Annotated in this window: 23 protein-coding genes and 1 pseudogene; 12 read left to right on the top strand and 12 right to left on the bottom strand. The window is 56.5% G+C overall.

All coding sequences use genetic code 11. From position 1 onward, the window contains the following. Positions 1-42: 42 nt before the first annotated feature. Complete coding sequence (locus AAFM46_RS07805; protein ID WP_283526871.1) at positions 43-828, bottom strand: ABC transporter ATP-binding protein; 786 nt, start codon at positions 826-828, stop codon at positions 43-45. 127 nt (positions 829-955) lie between these two features. On the opposite strand from AAFM46_RS07805, the gene serB reads away from it, so the two are divergent. Beyond that, the gene (serB, locus tag AAFM46_RS07800) at positions 956-1,885 is read left to right on the top strand and encodes a phosphoserine phosphatase SerB (RefSeq protein WP_343320270.1); all 930 of its coding nucleotides are present in this window, start codon (positions 956-958) and stop codon (positions 1,883-1,885) included. Between the two features lie 203 nt (positions 1,886-2,088). Here serB and AAFM46_RS07795 read toward each other — a convergent pair whose 3' ends face one another. Further along, the gene (locus AAFM46_RS07795; RefSeq protein ID WP_283526867.1) at positions 2,089-2,829 is read right to left on the bottom strand and encodes an SDR family oxidoreductase; all 741 of its coding nucleotides are present in this window, start codon (positions 2,827-2,829) and stop codon (positions 2,089-2,091) included. Positions 2,830-3,039: 210 nt separating this feature from the next. Then, complete coding sequence (locus AAFM46_RS07790; protein ID WP_343320269.1) at positions 3,040-3,774, bottom strand: beta-ketoacyl-ACP reductase; 735 nt, start codon at positions 3,772-3,774, stop codon at positions 3,040-3,042. Between the two features lie 220 nt (positions 3,775-3,994). Between AAFM46_RS07790 and AAFM46_RS07785 the strand changes: the two genes are divergently transcribed. From AAFM46_RS07785 to AAFM46_RS07770, 4 genes are all read left to right on the top strand, one after another. Beyond that, positions 3,995-4,471, top strand: coding sequence for a DUF3099 domain-containing protein (locus AAFM46_RS07785; protein ID WP_343320267.1), 477 nt, complete (start codon positions 3,995-3,997; stop codon positions 4,469-4,471). After that, positions 4,468-4,722, top strand: coding sequence for a hypothetical protein (locus tag AAFM46_RS07780; RefSeq protein ID WP_343320266.1), 255 nt, complete (start codon positions 4,468-4,470; stop codon positions 4,720-4,722). Before AAFM46_RS07785 ends, AAFM46_RS07780 begins: the two co-directional genes overlap by 4 nt. A 3-nt stretch (positions 4,723-4,725) precedes the next feature. Then, positions 4,726-5,619: an SURF1 family protein gene (locus AAFM46_RS07775; RefSeq protein ID WP_343320264.1), complete on the top strand. Its 894-nt coding sequence runs from the start codon at positions 4,726-4,728 to the stop codon at positions 5,617-5,619. 63 nt (positions 5,620-5,682) lie between these two features. Continuing rightward, the gene (locus AAFM46_RS07770) at positions 5,683-6,195 is read left to right on the top strand and encodes a YbaK/EbsC family protein (RefSeq protein WP_343320263.1); all 513 of its coding nucleotides are present in this window, start codon (positions 5,683-5,685) and stop codon (positions 6,193-6,195) included. A gap of 37 nt (positions 6,196-6,232) precedes the next feature. Here the strand turns inward: AAFM46_RS07770 and AAFM46_RS07765 are convergent, their stop codons facing one another. Then, positions 6,233-7,831 (bottom strand): ABC-F family ATP-binding cassette domain-containing protein, encoded by a 1,599-nt coding sequence (locus tag AAFM46_RS07765; protein ID WP_343320262.1) that lies wholly within the window; start codon positions 7,829-7,831, stop codon positions 6,233-6,235. 150 nt (positions 7,832-7,981) lie between these two features. Here AAFM46_RS07765 and AAFM46_RS07760 point away from each other — a divergent pair, with 150 nt between their 5' ends. Genes AAFM46_RS07760 through AAFM46_RS07750 form a run of 3 tightly spaced genes read left to right on the top strand, consistent with a single transcriptional unit; the run spans position 7,982 to position 9,992 of the window. Continuing rightward, a complete protein-coding gene (locus tag AAFM46_RS07760) occupies positions 7,982-8,632 on the top strand; it encodes a biotin transporter BioY (protein WP_283526850.1) in 651 nt (216 codons plus the stop codon). 47 nt (positions 8,633-8,679) lie between these two features. Next, positions 8,680-9,348, top strand: a complete 669-nt coding sequence (locus AAFM46_RS07755; protein WP_343320411.1) for an ABC transporter ATP-binding protein — start codon at positions 8,680-8,682, stop codon at positions 9,346-9,348. Continuing rightward, positions 9,348-9,992 (top strand): energy-coupling factor transporter transmembrane protein EcfT, encoded by a 645-nt coding sequence (locus AAFM46_RS07750; RefSeq protein ID WP_343320260.1) that lies wholly within the window; start codon positions 9,348-9,350, stop codon positions 9,990-9,992. The genes AAFM46_RS07755 and AAFM46_RS07750 overlap by 1 nt, the downstream gene beginning before the upstream one ends. Positions 9,993-10,146: 154 nt before the next feature. Here AAFM46_RS07750 and AAFM46_RS07745 read toward each other — a convergent pair whose 3' ends face one another. Both AAFM46_RS07745 and AAFM46_RS07740 read right to left on the bottom strand, forming a co-directional pair. Next, positions 10,147-11,385 (bottom strand): thiolase family protein, encoded by a 1,239-nt coding sequence (locus AAFM46_RS07745; protein WP_283526846.1) that lies wholly within the window; start codon positions 11,383-11,385, stop codon positions 10,147-10,149. Next, entirely contained in the window at positions 11,366-13,093 is a 1,728-nt protein-coding gene (locus AAFM46_RS07740) for an AMP-binding protein (protein ID WP_343320258.1), read from the bottom strand. Before AAFM46_RS07740 ends, AAFM46_RS07745 begins: the two co-directional genes overlap by 20 nt. Before the next feature lie 136 nt (positions 13,094-13,229). Between AAFM46_RS07740 and AAFM46_RS07735 the strand changes: the two genes are divergently transcribed. Next, entirely contained in the window at positions 13,230-14,165 is a 936-nt protein-coding gene (locus AAFM46_RS07735; RefSeq protein WP_343320257.1) for a neutral zinc metallopeptidase, read from the top strand. 92 nt (positions 14,166-14,257) lie between these two features. Here AAFM46_RS07735 and AAFM46_RS07730 read toward each other — a convergent pair whose 3' ends face one another. Genes AAFM46_RS07730 through AAFM46_RS07705 form a run of 6 tightly spaced genes read right to left on the bottom strand, consistent with a single transcriptional unit; the run spans position 14,258 to position 19,491 of the window. Beyond that, positions 14,258-14,608, bottom strand: coding sequence for a metal-sulfur cluster assembly factor (locus AAFM46_RS07730; protein WP_283526840.1), 351 nt, complete (start codon positions 14,606-14,608; stop codon positions 14,258-14,260). A 35-nt stretch (positions 14,609-14,643) separates the two neighbouring features. Continuing rightward, complete coding sequence (gene sufC / locus AAFM46_RS07725; RefSeq protein ID WP_343320255.1) at positions 14,644-15,411, bottom strand: Fe-S cluster assembly ATPase SufC; 768 nt, start codon at positions 15,409-15,411, stop codon at positions 14,644-14,646. A gap of 41 nt (positions 15,412-15,452) precedes the next feature. Beyond that, positions 15,453-15,809, bottom strand: coding sequence for a non-heme iron oxygenase ferredoxin subunit (locus AAFM46_RS07720; protein ID WP_343320254.1), 357 nt, complete (start codon positions 15,807-15,809; stop codon positions 15,453-15,455). After that, positions 15,806-17,122, bottom strand: a complete 1,317-nt coding sequence (sufD, locus tag AAFM46_RS07715; RefSeq protein WP_283526834.1) for a Fe-S cluster assembly protein SufD — start codon at positions 17,120-17,122, stop codon at positions 15,806-15,808. The genes AAFM46_RS07720 and sufD overlap by 4 nt, the downstream gene beginning before the upstream one ends. Further along, the gene (gene sufB, locus AAFM46_RS07710; RefSeq protein ID WP_283526832.1) at positions 17,123-18,598 is read right to left on the bottom strand and encodes a Fe-S cluster assembly protein SufB; all 1,476 of its coding nucleotides are present in this window, start codon (positions 18,596-18,598) and stop codon (positions 17,123-17,125) included. Beyond that, positions 18,598-19,491: a helix-turn-helix domain-containing protein gene (locus AAFM46_RS07705; RefSeq protein ID WP_343320252.1), complete on the bottom strand. Its 894-nt coding sequence runs from the start codon at positions 19,489-19,491 to the stop codon at positions 18,598-18,600. The genes sufB and AAFM46_RS07705 overlap by 1 nt, the downstream gene beginning before the upstream one ends. A 146-nt stretch (positions 19,492-19,637) precedes the next feature. Between AAFM46_RS07705 and AAFM46_RS07700 the strand changes: the two are divergent. The 3 genes and pseudogenes from AAFM46_RS07700 to AAFM46_RS07690 form a co-directional block, all read left to right on the top strand. After that, a pseudogene (locus AAFM46_RS07700) lies at positions 19,638-20,576 on the top strand (ABC transporter ATP-binding protein); the annotation flags it as partial. 167 nt (positions 20,577-20,743) lie between these two features. After that, positions 20,744-21,514, top strand: a complete 771-nt coding sequence (locus tag AAFM46_RS07695; RefSeq protein ID WP_283526828.1) for an ABC transporter permease — start codon at positions 20,744-20,746, stop codon at positions 21,512-21,514. 14 nt (positions 21,515-21,528) lie between these two features. Then, a complete protein-coding gene (locus tag AAFM46_RS07690; protein ID WP_343320251.1) occupies positions 21,529-22,506 on the top strand; it encodes a COX15/CtaA family protein in 978 nt (325 codons plus the stop codon). The last annotated feature ends 214 nt before the right edge of the window (positions 22,507-22,720 follow it).

Genomic DNA, 22,720 nt, shown 5'->3' with positions numbered 1-22,720 from the left:
TAGTCTGGTGTTCTTACTGGTGTCCGAGTAGAACGATGACGGTTAGTGCCGTGCTGTCGCCGTGTACCTTCCGGCGTTACTTGCGACATTCAGCGGCAGGCCGAACGTAGCGCTGAGTTTCTCTTCCGTCAAGACATCGGCGATGGGCCCTTGGGCAACCACGGCACCGTCGCGCAGCAACAGTGCATGCGTGAAACCGGGTGGAATCTCTTCAAGGTGGTGTGTGACAAGGACGGTGCTGGGGGCCATTGGGTCAGCTGCCAGTTCGCTGAGGCGCTTGACCAGGCCTTCACGTCCGGCTAAATCAAGACCGGCTCCGGGCTCATCGAGCAAAAGAAGCTCCGGATCACTCATGAGTGCCCGGGCAATCTGCACCCGCTTGCGTTCGCCATCGCTCAATGAACCAAAGGTGCGGTTAAAGAACGTTGAAACACCCCACTCCTCGAGCAGACCAAACGCACGGCGTTCATCATTACGATCGTATGCTTCGCGCCAGCGACCTGTGACGCCGTAAGAAGCCGTCACAACTACATTGAGCACCTTCTCATGCTCCGGAATCTGGTTTGCGAGACTGGCAGAGGCCAAACCAATACGAGGGCGCAACTCGAAGACGTCAACGGCCCCCAAAACCTCATCTAGAATCCCGGCAACCCCACGCGTGGGGTGCATGCGGGCACCAGCAATTTGCAACAATGTGCTCTTGCCAGCACCGTTGGGTCCAAGAACCACCCAACGTTCGCCTTCTATGACACGCCAGTCGACGTTGTCCAACAATGTTTTAGTGCCGCGGACAACGCTGACACCGGCCAAACCTAAGACTTCACTCATAATCAATGAGCTTATGACACGAGAGGTGGACTGCGCTAACCAGCACGCCGTTCGCTATGAAGAAGTAGGAGAGGGGCCTTGGATGGGATTCGTGGAGGCACAGTCGGGTGCGGGTAGAATTCTTAGCATGCCCTCCACTTTCACAGCAGTTAGCTATGGCCAAACGCTCTCCCCTGCAGCCATGGAGAAAACCAGGACAGTATTGACCGAGCATGGTTACACCATCGCCTCGGAACGACGCGAGAACCATCCTGAATTTGAAGTGATTGTGCTGGAACTGGGATCCCTCACTCCTTCGGGAACAACTCACGCCCAAGCTGCTGCACGACTGACTCGCTTGCGTCGGGCCCTCACTGAGGCCGGTGCCGGAGAAATAAACACTGCCGTTGTTCCCGACTCGCTTCGCTGGGCAAAACGTAAATTCATCATTTTGGATGTTGACTCCACACTGATCCAGCAGGAAGTGATTGAACTTTTGGCAGCCCATGCTGGATCGGAGGCCGAAGCCGAGGTCACAAAGGTCACCGAGGCGGCCATGCGCGGAGAGTTGGATTTTGCTCAAAGTCTGCATCATCGGGTGGCCACCCTAGCGGGACTTCCGGAGAGCGTACTGGCGGAGGTTGGCGCGGCGATCCAGCTTTCAGCCGGGGCCGAACGGCTCGTATCCCAGGCAAAGGAAGCAGGACACGTTGTTGCCGCTGTTTCAGGGGGCTTTTCACAGATCCTCACCCCGCTGGCCGAGAAACTGGGCTTAGATTTCGCGATGGCAAACGACCTCGAAATCATTGATGGGCACCTAAGCGGCAAAGTGGTGGGGGCGGTAGTTGATAGAGCCACTAAGGCCGTGCAGTTGCAGAGCTGGAGCCAGGAAGTTGGCATCGGTGCTGAAGCCACCATGGCCATTGGTGACGGTGCCAATGACCTCGACATGATGGCTGCTGCTGCACTGGGAGTGGCATTCAACGCAAAACCGGCAGTTCGCGAAGCCGCCGACGCTCAGATCAACCTGCCAAATCTTGATATTGCCCTGGCCCTAGCTAACATCTGGACGCCCTAGCAGCCGCCCAGTAGGCCCGCTGAACTGCTGGTCTCGGGCTGAACTGCTGGTCTTGGGCGAATAAGCCGATTGTAAAAGGATGCGCACTAGGTACAAACACGATCGAGCCCGCTCCGGTCCGCACATACGGATTGGAACGGGCTCGATCAATGTGTGTTTACGCCAAGGTGCAGCCGCCAGGGTGCAGCAGCGGTCTACCTGGCCTATTTGAAGGTGCTGGCTCCGCCCACGTATTCGGTGTGACCGTTGGGAACGTCTGCGGTTGCCATGTTGGCAATTTCAGCAGCAAATTCGGATACGGAGTAGAGGCGGCCGGCTTCGGCGCGGCGAGCCTCAATGGCGCCTGGATTTGCACGGTCAAGGAGCGTTGCGGTGACTGTTCCCTCGATCATGTCAGCTGAGACCACCACCAAGGAGATGTGCTCCGCTTCCAGATTCGGGATCAAGGCGCGCAAGGCATCCTCACCGGCACGTTTGCTCTTAGCTACAGGCTCGTACTCCGGCATGGTGGGCACAGTTTCAATAAAGTGCGCCTGGTGGCTTGTGACAAACACCACGCGCGAGCCAGCGGGCAGCAGCGGCATGGCCGCATTGAGTAGGTTGACCTGTGCGTCACGGTTCAACAGCAGCGCGTAGTTCTCGGCCATGCCGCTTTCCATGCCGCCAGAGGCGTTCAGAACCAAGAGATCCAGTGAACCGAAGTTCTCCAGGGCAGCACTGACAAGGCTCTGGACACCCTCCTGAGTTGTGAGGTCGGCACCAACAGCAACTGCGCGGCCGCCGGCCTCAATGATCTGCGCCACAACCTTGTTGGCGCGCGGGGCCTTCTGGCGGTAGTTAACCACTACCGCGGCACCCTCAGCGGCGAGGTACTTCGCTACATCGGCGCCAACTCCACGTGAGGATCCGGTGACAATAGCGGTCTTTCCGTCAAGCTTTCCCATAAAACATCCTTAATTTGAACTGATCAATCTGTGCCGGGCGGTTGGGGTTGCCTTGGGCTTTATATCGAATCTTATCCGTGCTCAAGCAGCCGCCACGTCATAGCTGCCACCGCAGGCCTAGTCAAAACGCCTAGGAAGCGCTTGAAAGCCCCACCAGGCACTGGATGAGGGATCGCTAGCACAAGTCGGGCTGCCCGAGCCATCTGCGTGCTAGTGGCCCATTCCCAAACCGCCGTCAACAGGAATGACGGCGCCAGAGATATAGGCAGCTTCATCGCTTGCCACCCAGCGAACAACGTTGGCAACCTCCTGCGCGGAGGCGAAACGAGCCGCCGGAATGGTGGACAGGTACTGCTTCTGTGTTTCTTCTGGCAACGCCGCTGTCATGTCGGTGCTGATGAATCCCGGAGCCACAACATTGGCTGTAATCCCGCGGGAACCCAGCTCGCGGGTCAGCGAGCGGGCTATACCAACCAGTCCTGCCTTTGACGCGGCGTAGTTGATCTGCCCGGGTGAACCATAGAGACCCACAACGGAAGAGATCAGCACCACACGCCCCTTCCGTAGGCGGATCATTCCCCTGGAGGCGCGTTTGATAACCCGGAAGGCGCCTGTCAAGTTCGTGTCAACCACTGAGGTGAAGTCATCCTCGCTCATGCGCAACAACAAGGTGTCCTTGGTGATGCCGGCATTGGCAATCAAAACCTCTACGGGGCCGTGCGCCGCCTCGACCTCGGTAAAAGCTGCGTCAACGGAGGCTGTGTCCGTGACGTCAGCCTTGACACCGAGTATTCCGTCGGGCAGCTCTGAAACGCTCCTGTAGGTCACTGCAACTTTGTCGCCGTTGGCCAGGAAGGCTTGAGCAATGGCAAGTCCTATGCCACGGTTCCCGCCGGTGACCAAAACACTACGAGCCTGGCGTTCGTCGCCTGCCGGTGTACTCATGTATTCCTCCAAAGAAAACAAAGATCAAAATGACGGATTGGAGCAGCAAATTGCTTTGGTTATCGAGAAGACTCCTGGACAATCCCCCAAGGTACCCGACGACTACTCTTGAAAGTTAGCTGCAGTTAATGAATCCTACGGTGAAAGGGCTGCGCCCACACACTTGGCTTTTGGTTGTGCCCCCTCTCGGTGAGAGAATAAGGGTGTCCCTGGGAGTGTGATGAAAGACCAATCAGCCATGCCGAAGCCCGGTACGGAACGGCGCAGCAAGTACCGTCACGGTGCGCCCGTTTCTAGCGTCCAAGCCATTACCAATGCGGCCATTGCGCATAGCGAAGACATGCACAGCCGTATGGTGAAATACGCTGTCACGATGGGCATTCGGATGGTCTGCCTTGCGGCAATCTTTGTTTTCGACGGATGGTTCAAGCTCATACCCGTCATCGGTGCCGTGGTTCTGCCGTGGGTTGCTGTGGTGATCGCTAATGGTGGGGCAGACATTGTTCACCAAGAGAGAGTTGAACTGCTTGAAAATGCCCCAACCTATGGCATCGAGGGTGGGCAGAACAGTACTGAGGATGACGAAAGTGGTGTTTCCGATGTACTCGCCGGTGAGATTGTCCCGGATGAGATGGATAGCCCAAACATGAAAGACCCAAACATGGATGGCCCAGAAGCAGGAGAGCAAGCATCATGAACATCTTCGATATGTTGCCCGGGGATGGAAAACCGGTGACGGAGCAACCCCAGACTCCCATCTGCTCACGGAGAGGCTGTCGTGAGAATGCCACTACCGCGCTGCTCTGGAACAATCCCAAGATTCACACAGCTGAGCGACGCAAGATCTGGTTGGCTTGCTCCGATCACGCAGCGTGGTTGGAAGACTACCTGCAAAGCCGTTCCTTATGGAAGGAAACTCAGCCCTTGAGCCCTAAGGACTCTGTCTAGTTCATGAAGACCTATAAATTTCTGTTCTCCAGCAGGTGGATGGGCTATTTTGCCATGGCACTTGTGTTTGCCATCGCCTGCGTGGCCTTGGGAAACTGGCAAATCAACCGCCGCAATGCCGTGGTTGAGAACATCAGTAAAATCCAGGAGAACTACGCTGGCACGATTTATGACTATGCGGACGTAGCTTCAAATTTTGACACTCTTGATCCTGCAAAAGAATGGACCCAGGTTCGTTTGAAAGGCACCTATCAGGTGGCGGATGAACGCATTGTGCGTAATCGTCCTCTCAACGGCGCTGCTGGTTATGAAGTGCTTGTCCCGTTGATCTTGGAAAACGGTGACACGGTCATTATCGACCGTGGGTGGCTGCCTATTGGCAACAAGGAAGCAGGGCATCCAGATGCCATCCCGCAGCCGGAGCCCGGTGTTGTCAGCGTCGTTGCAAGACTGAAGCCGCCTGAGCCCAAGCTTGACCGTGGAGCACCCCCGGGTCAGCTGGCCACCATTGAGCTCAATGACTACGCCGCGGAACTGAATTACCCCATCAAAAAAGGTGCTTACGGACAATTGGCCAGTGAAACACCAGCGGCCGCCATCCGCCCCGTAGCGTTCCCCTCCCCTTCTATCGATGAAGGCTCACATCTCAGTTACGCACTCCAGTGGATCGCTTTTGGGATCCTGGCATTCGTCGGATTTGGCTATGCTGCCAGAACACAACGCCGCAATGATGACTTTGACGCACAAGAGGCACAGGCGTCAGGCGTACCGGTGGAAGAGGTCTACGGCAGAGGATCGGCATTCCATCCCCGCCAGCATCCCAAGCGTCGCCGTCCGGGAGCCAAACCCACCGCCGAGGAAGCAGAGGATGCACTTTTGGATGCGCAGGGTTTTTAGTCAGACTCACCAGCCCGTCAAACTTGCTTGGCCGCTGTGTTTTTTCTCATCTAATCTAAACGGATGAAAGAGTTGAACACTTCACTGCCCTATCCTTCTGAAGATGCTGGTGAAGACCCGGTTGTTGAAAACGTACGGGCAGCTTTGCTTAGAGCAGGGCTGGCGGACACAGTGATAGTTGTGCCGGAATCGGTTGCCACGGCTGCCACCGCAGCTGCTGTGCTTGGCTGCACGGTTGGTGCCATTGCGAACAGCCTGATTTTCGAATGTGACGGCGCTCCCCTGCTGATCCTTGCCAGCGGGGCGGCAAAAGTAGACGTGAAACTCGTTGCCCGGGTACACGGCCTAGGAAAAATCAGGCGAGCGAGTCCGGAATTTGTTCTCCAGCACACCGGGCAGCCGGTGGGAGGTGTCGCTCCACTGGGGCACCCCCGACCCATTCACACATTTCTTGACTGCGATCTGGCCCAGTTTCCGGTGCTGTGGGCGGGCGCTGGCAGCCATCAAGCGATGCTCTCCATGAGTTATAGCCAACTCTTGGCCACCACTGGTGCAAAAGAAACTGCCGTCCGCTAAAGGTAGCGAACGGCAGTTCTTGCAGAAATTCTTAGTGCTAAGCCAGTGTTATCAGGTCTAGGTAGTCCTGGCTCCAGAGGTCCTCGTCACCGTCAGGTAACAGGACCACGCGTTCAGGATCCAGTGCTGCCACTGCGCCTTCATCGTGGCTAACAAGGACAACAGCGCCCGTGTAGTTCTTCAGTGCTCCCAAGATCTCTGCGCGGCTGGCCGGGTCAAGGTTGTTAGTGGGCTCATCAAGCAGCAACACGTTGGCACTTGAGGCAACGATAGTAGCCAACGCCAAACGGGTTTTTTCACCGCCGGAGAGTACTCCGGCAGGCTTGTTCACATCATCACCGGAGAAAAGGAAGGACCCGAGGATGCCGCGAACTTCGGCGTCGTTCATATCACCAGCTGAGGAACGCATGTTTTCCAAGACGGTGCGGGTTACATCAAGAGTGTCATGCTCCTGGGCGTAGTAGCCCACTTTCAGTCCATGGCCGGCAATCACTTCACCCGTGTCTGGTTTGGAAACACCTGCAAGCATGCGTAACAAAGTTGTTTTACCAGCACCGTTTAGACCCAGAATCACGACTTTGGAGCCGCGGTCAATAGCGAGGCTGACATCGGTGAAGATTTCCAGCGAGCCGTAGGACTTACTAAGGCCCTCAGCGGTCAGAGGGGTCTTTCCACAAGGAGCAGGATCGGGGAAGCGCAACGCTGCAACCTTGTCCTGGGCGCGAACTTCTTCGAGCCCGGCCAGCAACCTTTCGGCGCGCTTGGCCATGTTCTGCGCGGCCACAGCCTTGGTGGCCTTGGCACGCATCTTGTTTGCCTGGTCCATGAGGACTCCGGCCTTCTTCTCAGCGTTGGCCCGCTCCCGGCGTCGTGCCCGTTCATCAGTTTCGCGCTGAGCCAAGTATTTCTTCCAACCCAAGTTGTACTGGTCAATCGTGGCCCGGTTGGCATCCAGGTGGTAAACCTTATTGACAGTGGCTTCAAGGAGTTCGGTGTCGTGACTAATCACAATCAGACCGCCATTGTGGCTTTTGAGGAAGTCGCGCAGCCAAGCGATGGAATCGGCGTCCAAGTGGTTTGTCGGCTCGTCCAAGAGCATTGTTTTGGCCCCGGAAAAGAGAATCCGAGCCAACTCCACCCGCCGTCGCTGACCACCTGAAAGGGTTTTTAGGGGCTGGTTCAGGATGCGCTCAGGCAGTGCCAAGTTGGAGGAGATGGCGGCTGCTTCCGCCTCGGCGGCGTAACCACCGTTAGCAAGGAACTCCACCTCAAGCCTGTCGTAGCGGCGCATTGCCTTGTCCCGAACAGAGTTGTCCTCACTGGCCATGTCGCTTTCAGCCTTGCGCAACTTGGTGATGACCTTATCAAGGTCACGGGCCGAGAGGATACGGTCCTTGGCAAGCTGCTCCATGTCAGGGGTGCGGGGATCCTGCGGTAGGTAGCCGATCTCGCCGGTACGGGTGACCTTGCCACCTGCAGGGAGTCCTTCCCCGGCCAATACACGGGTTAGGGTGGTTTTGCCGGCGCCATTACGGCCCACCAAACCAATTTTGTCACCGGAGTCGATGCGGAAGGATACTTCGTCCATGAGCAGGCGCGCTCCAGCACGTAACTCAAGGTCTTGGACCGATATCAACGTAGTAACCTTTCACGTAAGTGGGTAAGTGCCGCGAAACGTATTTCTCCGGTTCCGGATGAGAGCAGCGTTGAACAACCTACCTAGTCTAACGAGGATCTGAGTTCGTCCAACTCTTACCTTGGCAAAACTTTACCGAAAGCAGCAATAATGAGTTTTTCACGACCTGTGGATGAGACATTGAGTACATCAACTCCACTCTCCGATGCGCCCAACAATAAGGATGGGCTACGCTCCCGGAGAGTCCGATGGGGCGCTATGGACCTCTCGCTGATCGCTGTTTTTGCCGCTCTCTTGGCAGCGTCCATTGCAGTACCGGGCATCAATGTTGGCCCAGCGGGCGTAGCCATCACCTTGCAGACGCTGGTGGTAGTGCTGTGCGGTCTTGTTCTTGGTTTTGCCCGAGGGACTGCAGCCGTAGGGCTGTACGTGCTGTTGGGGCTGATCGGGCTTCCAATTTTTAGCGGTTTCCGGGCAGGCCCGGCAGTGTTGGCGAGCCCATCGGCTGGTTACATCATTGGCTTCATTTTCGGTGCCGCAACTGTGGGCCTTCTGGCCACGTGGGCAGTGCGCAGCCGCTGGCGAGCCGCTGCGCTTTTTGCTGCAGCCATGGCGGGTACAGTAGTTATTCACCTCAGTGGAATTGTGGGATTTGTCATCAAAGGCATGAGCCTGCCAACGGCCATGCTCGCGGATGTTGTTTTTTTGCCGGGCGACATTCTCAAGAATGTTCTAGCCGTGATCATTGCGTTGAGCCTGCACCGGGCGTTCCCGGATCTTTTGCTCCGTCGAAGCAAGTGAACCCTTCTGCTCAAAACACCATTGTCCTGACACAGGCCGGTGTCAGCATCCCCCCGATTGATCCTCGACGCCAGGACGCCAAAAGAATTCTGGCGCCTCTGACCTTGCGGCTGACGGAGTCTCGAATTGCTGTCATTGGCGCAAACGGATCCGGTAAATCGACCTTATTGCGGATGCTGAACGGGCTTGTGCGCCCATCGACCGGCACGGTCGTTGTCAATGGCCGCAATACCATCACTGAGTCATCGGCGGTGCGACGCAGCGTGGGCTTTGTCTTTACGGATCCCATGTCCCAGTTAGTCATGCCAACACCTCAAGAAGACGTAGAGCTGTCTTTGCGCCGGCAGAAACTGGGTAAGCGGGAGCGCAAGGACAAGGCCCTGGCCATCCTTGCGGACTACGGTCTTGAACATTTGGCGGAAAGCAGCATCTATGAACTTTCAGGTGGTGAACGTCAACTGACGGCCCTTGCCACAGTGTTGGCCGTTGTTCCCGAGATATTGGTGCTGGATGAGCCATCAACCCTGCTTGATTTGCGCAACACGAGAATGCTCATGCAACGTCTTGAAACACTTCCTCAGCAGTTGATCATGTCTACTCACGACCTCACGTTGGCCGCAACCTTCCACCGTGTTCTGGTGATTGACCACGGTGATTTAGTGTTCGACGGCGATCCGCAAGAGGCGATCGCCCGGTACCGGGAGTTGGCGCTCTAGTGCGCGGACAGGCCTTTCTAGTAGCCGGATATGTCCCGGGAACCTCGGTGATTCACCGCTTGTCGCTGGGCATTAAAGCTCTCCTGCTTTTTAGTATCGCCGTTCTGTGTTTAGCCTCCCCGTTAGTTTCAACGCGCGTTGGCGTTCTCACAACCACCCTGACCTTGGTTGTGGTTGTGGTGGGGCACTTTTTGGCCGGTCTGAGCTGGCAGCGCATGTGGCGAGCAGTGCGAATGATGCTAATCTTTTTGGTGCTGATCATGGGGTACCAGTGGTGGCAACACGGCCCATGGGTCGCATGGAGCGTCATTGCCGCGATCCTCGCTACAGTGCTGGCTTCAAACATTTTGACGGCCTCAACACCCGTTGACGAGCTCCTGGATGGTTTGGCTGCGCTTGTGATGCCGTTAAAGCGGTTTGGTGCAGACCCCGAACGGTTCTCTCTCACAGTGGCGCTGATGCTTCGTAGCATCCCCTTTGTCATAGGGGCCTTTGCCGATGTCCGTGACGCAGCCCGCGCCCGAGGCCTTGAAAGAAACCTACTGGCCCGCTCACTGCCGGTGGTCATTGCCACAGTGGGCTATGCCCGCGCCACGGGTGATGCCTTGGCCGCCCGTGGTCTCGGTGAGCCTGAGAGTAGCTAACCCAACCAAGAGTCCGAGCCCCTGAAGAGTTTAGGTCCCTGGAAGACTCCAGAGACGATGGTGGGTAGAAAAGTGCTGAGGCTAACATGATCCCCGGCGGCACCGATGTGCAGCTGTCTATCTGGGGCTACTGAGCTTATAAGTTCTATTAGTTCTACGAGTCATGCATCTGAGTCCACTGGAATTGCGCTGTAATACCCATTCCACCTGCCATGCTGATCATGGCGAGGGCATCTGTGCCTAAATCGGCGCCGCGCCGGGCACGGGCTAGCAGCCTCGTCACAAGGACAGCCCCAGATGCCCCGTACGGATGCCCCAAGGCCAAGGCACCGCCGTCGTGGTTAAAGATGCCGGGATCTACTCCGAGAAGATCTGCAACGGCCAGAACTTGCGCGGCAAAAGCTTCATTGAACTCGACCAGGGCCGCAGCCAACCCGTTGCGGCTAAGGCCCGTGCGGGACATGAGCTTGCGGGTGGAATAAGCGGCTCCAGCTCCGAGCAAGGTAGGCTCATTGCCCAGCACGGCACTATCTATAAATTTCAATCCCCGTGCACTTTCTCCGGTGATTCTTTGCTGACTCGCAATTGCTCGTGCTCGCGTTAGAGACGTAACAAGCAGCAAAGCCGCACCATCACTGTACGGGCATGAATTCCCTGCAGTAACGGTTCCACCGGGTACAAAAGCGGCGGGAAAGCGGGCCATCAGGGATGGCGTAAGGTTCGGTCGTGGCCCCTGATCGGCGAGGAGTCCGGCGAAGGAGATAAGCTCATCTGCAAAGTGCCCTTTCTGCGCCGCCTTGATCGCCCGGTCATGGCTCTCTAAGGCGTAGGCGTCCTGGCGTTGGCGTGTAATGCCATAGTGCGCGGCTACATTCTCCGCCGCTTGACCGGCATCTGGATCACCAATGTCCTCGGGCGCAAACTGTGCCCGCGCAAAAAACTCAAGGCCGCCATCAGCCAGCCTGTGTGCCCGCGCAGGGGCGGTGCTGATACTCTCCACTCCCCCTGCCAGATAGAGGTCCCCCGCACCGGCCTGAACTAGTCTGGCGGCCAGCACCACGGCTTCCAAACCCGAACCACACTGCCTGTCTACAGTAAGTCCTGTGACAGTGTGCGGAAGTCCAGCCGTCAATGCGGCGAGCCGGGCAACGTTGCCACCTCCACCTACAGCATTACCCAGGATGACATCACTAATTTCCGACACTGGAATCCCGGATTGGGCAATCAGGTCTCTAATGACGACAGAGGCAAGTTCATGGGCCCGGTATTTCTTATAGGCACCCCCTGCTTTCGCTGTGGGAAGCCGTCTGCCCGCAATGATGACGGCTGTTGTGTCGGGATCGCTTGTTGTGGTTGGAGTTCCGGAGGTGGAGCTAGGTAATTCGCTGGGCACGGGTGTCCCCTTCGTTGATCCACTGGGAGAGGATGGCCCTGCTAATTTTGCCGCTATTAGTTAGCGGCAGTTCCAACATTTCAAAGTACCTGGTTGGGCGTTGCTGCGCTGTTAATGTTGATGCCACGTGGCGAAGTGCCGCCATGAAGGAAACCGCACCTGCCGTGGTGCTGCCTGTGGCGCTGTGATCTCCATCCAGGAGGCTTGCAGAGCTGTAAATTCCTGCAACAACGCGCTGACCCCTGACGGGATCGGCAATACCTGTGACAACAATTGTGAGCACACCGGCACAGTTATCAGCCATCGCCAGGACTTCCTCAACATGGTGCGGATAAACATTCGTGCCGGCCACGATGATCATGTCACTGGCTCGGCCGGCTACATGCAGGACACCTTGGGAATCAAGATGGCCTTGATCACGGACAGTGCACCACTGCCCGTCATCACCACTGCCCAATGGGGCAGAGAACAATGAAGCAGAGAACAATGGAGCTGGGGAAACTCTGTGCTTGTCAGCTCTGAGAGTACCGAAGGCCAGCCCATCGTCACCCCATGCGTAGCCACAGCAAACATAAGGACTTTTGACGAAAATATAGCCTGATTGCCCCGCTGGTAGGAGGTTGCCAACTTCATCCCGAATGCTGATCTCCACTCTAGGAAATGCTGTGCCAACTCCGGCAGGGGCGTCCTCTCCTACTTTCCTGTTCTGTCCTGCTTTCCTAACCACCGCACCTTTAGTGACATCTACGAGAGAAGAGTTACCTTGGAGCTCTGGTGCGGACGGCAAGTTCAAATCCTGGGGCCGTGCCAGGATCGAGTTTGTGGGCGCAAATTTTAGTGTGGAAGCGGCAACGAAACCCAGTTCTGCGGCACCATAATACTGCTGTATTTTTGCATTGGGTGCCCATTGATGAGCCAATGCCACAGTGGATGCAGACAGCACAGAACCTGCGCAAAGAATGGAGGAAATTCCGTCCCCGCTTTGTTTTGTTGCTAAACCGCGGGCCGCGAGCAGGTCAAGGATAGTTGGCACCAGCACAACGCGGTTAACTTTGTTGCGTGCTATTGCTAATAAAGCAGCATCGGCATTGAAGCTGGGCAGGATGACGAAAGTGGATCCTGCATAGATGGACTCGCCCAGAGCATAGAGATTCATGCTGGCAGCCAGCGGCCCGGGTGCTAGTGTCACCGTCTCAGTTCCCAGCCCGAAGTACTCCGTGCTATTTGCGAAGGAGGTTTCCCACGAGTCGGCGTTGCGAACAAACGCTTTGGGCAGACCGCTGGTCCCGGAAGAAAGACCGAGTAAGAACGGCGGCGATACGTCATTGTTCCGTTCTTCTAGCCAGGCCTCTGCTGCACCTTTCAAGTCTTGGCGCAGGGCAAGCGGCCAGCCGTTTTCCAGTACCATTGCCGTCAGGGAGTGGAAGACAGCACCACAAAATTGGACCACCAGGTCTGCCCCGGAAGCAGCGTCAACGACCACTAGCTGGCCAGCAGTTGAACTATCTGCGCTCACGGAAGTCCCCGGGACCAGTCCGTGGACAGTGTCCGGGATCAAGTTCATTGCCGGGTTAGTAGCTGGGTCCTTGTGAACAGTTTGCGCAGCTTGGAGCAGCTGGGCAAAACTATAACGTTGTTCGCCTGCAACCAGCGCGCAATCGCCGCCACGACTACTAGCCCAGTCCTTGAGTTTCTCGATGAAAGGCATCCTCTTCATCGTAGAGGAGATTCGGGTTTCCATGTGGATGCAGTAGCTGTGGCTAGGCCCTGGATACCGGTGGCTGGCCTCTAGACAGTCGTGCCGGGCTAATTCAAAAATGTGCCACAGGCGCTACTCTATTCTCATGACTTTTAATGAAGGTGCTCGCCTTGACCCATCTCAGGCGGAGGATCGCCGTGGCCGTGGCGGAATGGGCCGTGGCGGAAAAATCGGGATTGGTTTAGGGGGCGGCATTGTGGTCCTCATTGGGGCACTCCTAGGGATTAATCCTGATCTGCTTGCCTCTGTGCTTGAGGGAACGGAGAATCAACCGGCGATTGAGCAATCCGGCAGCGCAGCGCTTGAAAGCTGTCAAACCGGAGAGGACGCCAACAACCTCCTCGACTGCCGAATTCTGGGCACAGCTAACTCGCTCAACGCATTCTGGCCGGCGTATCTTGCTCAACAGACTCAGAATATATCCGGCCAAAACCAATCCGAGGTGAAGTATCTCAGGCCCACAACAGTCATCTTTTCTGGAGGAGTAGATACAGCGTGCGGACAGGCGACTACTGCCGTTGGTCCGTTCTACTGCCCTGGAGACACTAAGGCTTATTTCGATCCAGATTTCTTTGTCCAACTTCAAACTCAGTTTGGTTCCTCTGGTGGCCCGCTAGCCCAGGAATATGTTGTGGCACACGAGTTCGGGCACCACATACAAAACCTTATGGGGACTCTTGACCGTGCCGGGCAAGGGGGCACTGGAGCCCAGTCCAACGCCGTGCGTACCGAACTACAAGCTGATTGTTATGCGGGGATTTGGATGCGGCATGCCTCATCAACACCAGCGCCGGGAACCAGTGAGCCGTTCATGAAGCCCCTAGTACAGGACGATCTCAACGATGCCTTGTCTGCGGCGTCTTCAGTGGGCGATGACAGGATCCAGCAGGCCGCTACCGGTGGCACGAATCCTGAATCGTGGAGCCACGGTTCCAGTGAACAGCGTCAAAAATGGCTCTACGCCGGGTACCAGAGCGGAGATCTAGCCACCTGTGACACCTTCTCTGTGCCCAAGGTATAGCCCAGAACGGGGATAGCAAAAAAACTCGCAGCAACCAATGAATTGCATGGAGAACGTGCAATTCATTGGTTGCTGCGAGTTGGTTTTGCTACTTAGATGTTGAAGCCTAAGGCCCGCATCTGATCCCGGCCGTCGTCCGTGATTTTCTCCGGACCCCACGGCGGCATCCACACCCAGTTGATCCGCCATTCATCCACAATGGGGTTCAGTGAGTTTTCAACCTGTTCTTCGATGACGTCCTGTAAGGGGCAGGCCGCTGTGGTGAGCGTCATGTCCAACAGCAAGGCGCCGTCGTCTCCATACCGCAGGCCGTACAGCAGTCCCAAGTCAACGATGTTAACCCCAAGCTCGGGGTCAATGACGTCCTTGAGTGCTTCTTCGACGTCTTCGAGGTCAGTTTGGCCAGCAACAATGGGTGCGCTTGTTTCGCTGATGTCAGTCATGATTCCTTCTTAGCGATGGTTGAGTTGTGCAGCGTTTAGGCCGGTGTTGACTCGGCAACCAAGAAACGGTCGTAGCCTTCATTTTCCAAGCGGTCTGCAAGTTCCGGGCCGCCCTGTTCTGCGATGGTGCCATCGACGAACACGTGAACAAACTGCGGCTTGATGTAACGCAGGATGCGTGTGTAGTGGGTGATGAGCACAGTGCCCAGTCCACCGGCGTCGATTGCACGGTTTACGCCCTCGGCAACAACTTTCAATGCGTCAACGTCAAGACCGGAGTCCGTCTCATCCAAAACTGCGAACTTGGGATGGAGCAGTTCAAGCTGGAGAATCTCATGACGCTTCTTCTCGCCACCGGAGAAACCTTCGTTGACGTTGCGCTCGGCGAACTCCGGCTCGATCCGCAGCTGCGCCATGGCAGCCTTGACGTCTTTGGTCCAGGTACGCAACTTGGGGGCTTCGCCGTCGATCGCGGTCTTTGCGGTACGCAAGAAGTTGGTCATGGTCACGCCGGGGATTTCTACCGGGTACTGCATGGCCAGGAACAAGCCGGCGCGGGCACGCTGATCGACAGTCATTGTCAGAACGTCTTCGCCGTCGAGAGTGATGGATCCACTGTCCACCGTGTAACGCGGGTGACCTGCAATAGTTGCCGCGAGCGTTGACTTACCGGAACCGTTGGGGCCCATGATGGCGTGGGTTTCGCCGGTGTTGATGGTTAAGCTGACACCCTTGAGGATCGACTTGGTGCCTTGCTCGGTGGTGATGCTAACGTGCAGATCCTTGATTTCCAGAGTAGACATACTCTATTTTCTCCTAAAAAGTGTGTTTGCGGGTCGCTACGCTACTGCGTGCTGACACCGTTAAGAATGTTGGTGACGTCCACATAGACGTCGCTGCCGTAAACGGCTAGGGCAAAGACGGGAACAGGTTCGAAGGCTGGCAATGTCAGCGGCTGACCTGATGAAAGATCAAAAGAGCTGCCATGTGCCCAGCATTCGATTGTGCCGTCCTCCACGTCGCCTTCGCTCAAGGAGATCTCTGCGTGTGAGCAGGTATCCCCAATTGCGTGGAGCTCACCGTAGGAGTCCCTCACAATGGCGATGGGGTAATCGTCAATCTCAACAAGCAAGGACGACTTCACCTGAACTTCGTCATCTTGGCAGACAACGACTCCGGCGGGCGTGGAGGAATCACTCATTGTGGTGTCGCCGCCAATTCGCGTTCCACGGACTCGCGCAAACGTTCTTCAAGGGCCGGAACCCGAATGCTCTGGATGACCTCGTTCAAGAAACCACGGACCACCAGACGGCGGGCAACGCTTTCCTCAATGCCGCGAGCCTGGAGATAGAACAACTGTTCGTCGTCGAAACGACCGGTTGCACTTGCGTGTCCAGCCCCTTCAATCAGACCAGTCTCAATTTCCAAGTTGGGCACGGAGTCGGCACGGGCACCCTGGGTAAGAATCAGGTTACGGTTCAGCTCGTAGGTGTCAGTGCCCTCGGCTTCCGCACGAATGAGAACATCGCCAATCCAGACAGCATGTGCACCGTCGCCCTGCAAGGCACCCTTGTACGTGACACGAGACTTGCAGTGCTTCGTGGAGTGATCCACAAAGAGGCGCTGCTCAAGGTGCTGACCAGCATCTGCAAAGTAGAGCCCATTCATTTCAACGTCACCTCCAGTACCTGTGAAGCGAGCGGCAGGTGTGGTGCGCAGCAAATCGCCACCGAGGTTGATGACTACGTGCTTGACCTTTGCATCGCGGCCAACCTTGATGTGCTGGGCGCTGGCGTGCACAGCGTCGTCGTTCCAGTCTTGGATGCTGACAACCGTGAGGTTTGCACCATCTTCAACAAGGACCTCGACGTTTTCACTGAGAACAGCTGTTCCACGGTGGTCAAGGACAACAACGCCTGTTGCAAATTTCTTCGCCACAACCACTATGTGGGCTGCCGCTGGTGAGTCTCCCTGACCCGTCAGGGTCAAAGTGGTGAGATTATCTGCGGTGCCTGCGAATTCTGCAGGCAGAGTAACAACAGTGGCTTCCTTGAAGTTCTCCCAGGCGGCCGCGGATACGCGATCCTCGGGAATGCCGGCGCAACCGATGCGTGAATCATCGCGCCCAACAGTCTCAACTGTGACTTCGTCGGGGCCGGAGACTACTACCAGAGGGCCTGGGCCGCTAAGCTCTTGGCCCTTGATACCCACGCGGTCAAGGCCACGCAGGCGCTTGAGCGGTGTGAAGCGCCAGTCTTCTTCGCGGCCAGTGATAGCAGGGAAGTCGGCGAGCTTGTATGAGGTCTTGCGGCCTGCACGTGAGCTGTCGGGAATCCCTACCCCACCACCATGGCTGTCGCCGCCGTGGCTGTGTGCTTTGGCAGCACTGCCACCAAGGGGACCGGACTCGGGATTGATCTCGGAAAGGCTTTCGCCCTCCTCGGTCATGCCCTTAATGAAGTCCTGCGACCATACTTTTGACTCTGTTTCGTGTTCTTGCTTGAGCTCGGTCATTTAGCCGACGGCCCCTTCCATCTGCAGTTCAATCAGGCGGTTCAATTCGAGGGCGTATTCCATGGGCAGTTCCTTGGCAATCGGCTCGATGAAGCCACGAACGATCATGGCCATGGCCTCGTCTTCTGGCATACCGCGGGACTGCAGGTAGAACAGCTGCTCCTCACTGACCTTCGAGACTGTTGCCTCGTGCCCCATGGAGACATCGTCTTCACGAACGTCAACGTAGGGGTAAGTATCTGAGCGAGAAATGGTGTCAACTAACAATGCGTCGCAACGAACAGTGTTGGCCGAGTGGTTTGCACCTTCACGGATTTGCACCAAACCACGGTACGCAGAGCGTCCGCCACCTCGGGCAACAGATTTGGAGATGATCGAAGACTGCGTGTTTGGCGCAATGTGGACCATCTTGGATCCGGTGTCCTGATGCTGGCCCGGGCCCGCAAATGCAACCGAGAGGGTCTCACCCTTGGCATGCTCGCCGACCAAATAAACGGCCGGGTACTTCATGGTGACCTTCGAGCCGATATTGCCGTCAACCCACTCCATGGTGGCGCCCTCATGTGCAATGGCGCGCTTTGTCACCAAGTTATACACGTTGTTGGACCAGTTCTGGATGGTGGTGTACCGAACGCGAGCGTTCTTCTTAACCACGATCTCCACGACAGCGGAGTGCAGTGAGTCGGTTGTGTAGACCGGTGCCGTGCAACCCTCAATGTAGTGAACGTAGCTTCCCTCATCAGCGATGATGAGCGTGCGCTCAAACTGGCCCATGTTCTCGGTATTGATGCGGAAGTAGGCCTGAAGAGGTATTTCCACCTGAACGCCCGGGGGAACATACACGAATGAACCGCCAGACCATACTGCTGTATTCAGCGAAGCAAACTTGTTATCACCGATCGGAATCATGGTGGCGAAGTACTCCTGGAAGAGTTCAGGGTAATCACGCAATCCTGTATCGGTGTCAGTGAAGATAACACCCTGCTCTTCCAAATCCTCGCGGATCTGGTGGTAGACAACTTCGGACTCATATTGGGCCGTCACGCCACCGATCAGACGGTTGCGTTCAGCTTCGGGGATGCCCAACTTTTCGTAGGTGTTGCGGATATCTTCCGGCAGCTCCTCCCACGTAGTCGCCTGCTTTTCCGTGGAGCGCACGAAGTACTTGATGTTATCGAAGTCAATGCCGGAGAGGTCAGCACCCCATGTCGGCATGGGCTTACGGTCGAAGTACTTTAGCCCCTTCAACCGCATGTCCAGCATCCACTGTGGCTCGCCCTTTTTGGCCGAGATGTCGCGGACTACTTCCTCGCTGATGCCACGGCGGGCATTGTCGCTGGACTCGTTTTTATCCGACCAGCCGAAGGCGTAGTTTCCCAAGCCTTCCAGTTCCGGGTTTGCCTCGAGGATGTGGGTAATTGTGGTGTCTTCGACAGCAGTCTTCGCGCCTACATCCTGCGCTAATTGATCCGTCATCACGGCCTTTCTTGCTGATGGTTGGAAATTTGGTTCGACGGGCGTTGTTTGCCCGCCGTAACAGTAGTTGCCGGTGCACTTCTCGATTGGACAATGCTTGAACGCATTATCCGGCGTGGTGCAGGGGTGGTTTGGGTTGTGCCCTGGGGCATTGCACCCTGGGGTGCTGTGGAACTGGGCGCCGTGGCCAACTTGCGCACCACGGCTCTGCCAGTGGGAACGTGAGTTGTGCAGACGTGTCCTCCACTAGCCATGGTGGAGAGCCTTCGCACGTCTACGCCGATGAGCCTAGCAAAAACATCGGTCTCAGCATCGCAGAAGTCGGGAAAAGAAGTAGCAAGTTCTTGAATGGGGCAGTGGCCTTGGCACAGCTGCTCGGCAGCCATGGCAGTGCCGGCATTGAGTGAATTGGATGTGGCTACAAACCGGTCGTTGTTCAAGGCAGTAGCGAGCGCCTTGGACCTGGCGGCTACATCTGTTCCGGCAGCGTCAACGATAGGCTGGTATTTTGCTTCCATTTTTGCGAAGCGGCGCCGGGCGAACTCAACAACGCCTATCTCGCCATGTGTGCCAGCAATCTCTTGCAGCGCAAGCTTGGCGATTTCCAAGTAGTCATCACCAATTTCGGTTTGACCACGCCTCGAAACAACATAGCGTCGAGCGGGCCTGCCAGCGCCACTCTTAGCATTGCTGATGAGTTTTACTTCGATGAGTCCCTCACGAGTCAAGGAGTCCAGATGTCTGCGGACCGCAGCCGGGGTCAATCCCAGCAAAGCGCCCAGTTGCGCGGCGCTCACAGGTCCTTGTTCAAGGACGGCAGTTAAGACGCGGTCTCGGGTACGTTCGTCAGGTTCAACGACGGGACTAGTCCCAGGTTCAACGTGCTGACTCATTAACACCTCCACACACTCGCACTAACCTAAATTATTAGACAACACAAGTATGCCGTAATTGACTATGTGGCGCCACTAAGGTGAGCCTACCCACGCGCAGCTCCCGTGGCGGGCAAGTGCTCAAGTCCGTCGCGTACAATAGCCGCGTGAGAAAAACAGATTCCCCCGCTCTGGAAATATCCGGACTCATCAAGGACGTGGGACCCTTACCGGCGCTGGATGGTCGGATGAAACGTATTGTTTCCAACGTTAGCCTCAGAGCCCACTTCGGTTCAGTCACTGCACTTTTGGGGGCTAACGGGGCCGGTAAAACTACAACTATTGAATGCGCGCAGGGCGTGCAGTCCCGCACTGGCGGCAGCATATCTCTACTAGGCCAAGATCCGGAAAATGCCGACGCGCACCTCCGGGCTCGGGTTGGCGTGATGTTGCAGGATGGTGGATTGCCACCCTCTGCCCGGCCCATTTCGCTTCTCCGCCATGTAGCCAGCCTCTACGCGAACCCCCTCAGTGTTGATGCCTTGGTTGACAGACTCGGTATCGCCGAGTTTTCGGACACCAATATTCGGCGTCTTTCTGGTGGACAAAAGCAGCGTGTTGCCTTGGCTGCAAGCCTGTTAGGGAACCCCGAGGTTCTCTTTCTGGATGAGCCCAGCGCTGGCCTTGACCCGCAGTCACGGCTCATGGTTTTTGAACTGATTCGGGAACTGCGAGATGGCGGCAAAGCCATTGTTCTGACCACACATCTGCTAGACGACGCGCAGCGACTGGCAGATTACGTTTACATTGTGGATAAAGGTGCATCGGTGGCCCAGGGAACTGTGCCGGAACTGTTGGAGCAATCTACTGCCGCGCTGAAGCGCCGGGTCATGACTTTCGAGGCAGCTCCTGACTTGGAGCTATCCCCCTTGATGCGCGTCGGCCTTTCCTGCACCGAGACGCGTCCGGGCAGCTACGCTCTCTCCGGCAAGCTAGAACCAGCCGACGTAGGACGATTCGGGCTTTGGTGCGCTGAAAACGCTATAATGCCAACTTCGATTCATCTGGCATCCCAATCTCTGGAGGATGTTTTCTTGGCCATATCTCGGGGAGAGACAGAGGGCCTGGGCGAGATTCCAGCACCCGCAGATCAGTCAGAGCCGTTGAGCCGATCAGGGCAGGATCCGAGCAGAGAGAACCACAAGCTCGGCACCACTTCGGGCACGTATATGGGTGGATCCATGGCTACGAACACGGGAAGCAGGGAGATTTCATGAGTTCCCTCTTTCACAATGCGCCTGTTGGCCGACCTGCCTCATTGGCGAAGCGGATTTCCAGCCAGGGAAAGTACGAGGCTGGCACTATGCTCCGCAATGGGGAGCAGCTTGTGCTCATGGTTGTTATGCCATTGCTGGGGCTGTTTGCACTGGTTGTCACTCCCCTGCTTGACGGTATGGGCCATTCCCGGGTCGCCATTGCGACGCCAGGAATTCTTGCGCTATGTGCGCTTTCAACAGCCTTCACCGGCCAGGGTATTGCGACAGGCTTCGACCGTAGATATGGCGTATTGCGATTCCTCTCAACTACACCGTTGGGTAAGGGCGGGCTGATCGCGGGCAAGGTCATTGCTGTGCTGGTGGCCTTGGGCCTGCAGATAGTGCTGATCTCAACTGTTGCGGCGTTCATTGGCTGGCGTCCGCCGTTGGTCGGAGTTCTATTGGGCATCCCCTTGTTGATATTGGGAGCGGGTGCCTTCACCGCTCTGGGTCTGCTCATTGCAGGTACCGTACGTCCAGAAGCCACCCTCGCCATCACCAACTTGGGCTGGATACTGTTCGCAGCGGTGGGCGGGATAGTGTTACCCGCCGGAAAGTTCTCCAATACCCTTGACGGCTTTGTTCAGTGGCTACCATCTGGTGCGCTGGGAAACCTCATGAGGGCAGCACTGATTGAGAGCCGCTTGGATATCTGGGGGCTCATAGTTTTGATGGCATGGGCTGTGGTTGCAACCATCGCAGCGGTCAAGTGGTTCAAATGGAATTGAAAGGGGACACGCAAGTGACTCAGAGCAGCACAGCATCGCATAAGACGTTGCGGAATTTTACCGACAAGTTGCCCACCACGATCACACCCGCTATCCAGCGGCTATCCGTGGGCTCACTCATCGGTCAAGGCGTCCTGATTGTTTCAGGCGGTGTCGTACGTGTCACAGGATCGGGACTGGGATGTCCTACATGGCCCAAGTGCACGGCTGAATCACTGACCAATACCCCTGAAATGGGGATCCACGGCATCATCGAATTCGTCAACCGCACATTAACATTTGCACTCGCTGCGGTGGCGCTGGCCCTGCTGGTCATGCTTTGGAATATGCGCAAGGAGCGCAAGGACTTGTTTTGGTTGGCCTTCGGGCTGCTGGCGGTCATTCCAGCGCAAGCGGTCATTGGAGGTGTTACGGTCCTTACGGGACTCAACCCGTATGTGGTGAGCCTGCACTTCCTTGTCTCCGCCGCGCTCGTGGTAGTTTCGATGCTTCTTGTGAATAGGACATACGGGCGGACGGGAGCCACCTCGCCACGCGAGGTATCGCGACCACGCACGATTGTTCGCCATCTCAGCGTGGTTGCCGGCGTAGCAGGTTATCTTGCCGTAGTCCTAGGGACACTAGTTACTGGTTCAGGGCCTCATTCTGGCGACTCCACTTCGCCACGTATGGAGCTTAACGGCTACGTAGTGACTCGAATCCACGTAGTTCCTGTGTATGTCTTGGTTGCCGCGGCGCTAGTACTACTCATTCTGATATGGCGCAATGGCAGAGGTGACATGATGCGCAACTCAGCGATCCTCCTCTTTGCGTCAGTGCTTTTTCAGGGCGCCATCGGCTACTGGCAGTACTTCACGGGAATACCGGTCCTGCTGGTTATTGTGCATATGGTTGGTGCCTCTCTGATGCTAGCGGTGGGTACTAACATCATGGACGTTGCCTTGCGACGCGGTCACGACTCCGTCTCCGTCTCCGTCAGCCAGGATCGCTGAGCTGTTAAAAGCTGCCTGTTATCAACCGGGCGAGGCGGGCGCTACGCCGGACTTCCTCCGTTGCCGATGGAATGCGCAAGTTGAAGTTGGAGATCATAACGCGCCTTATGCAGCTTGACCCCCCGTTGAGTGTCTGGCCATGTCATTTCGGGTGTCATGATCTCCAACCTCTCTAATAGTTCTTGGCAGGCCTGGCGCCCGCTGGCAGGATTGA

This window comes from Arthrobacter sp. TMP15 (assembly GCF_039529835.1).
Lineage (GTDB): Bacteria > Actinomycetota > Actinomycetes > Actinomycetales > Micrococcaceae > Specibacter.
This window is presented reverse-complemented; position numbering and strand designations above follow the sequence as displayed.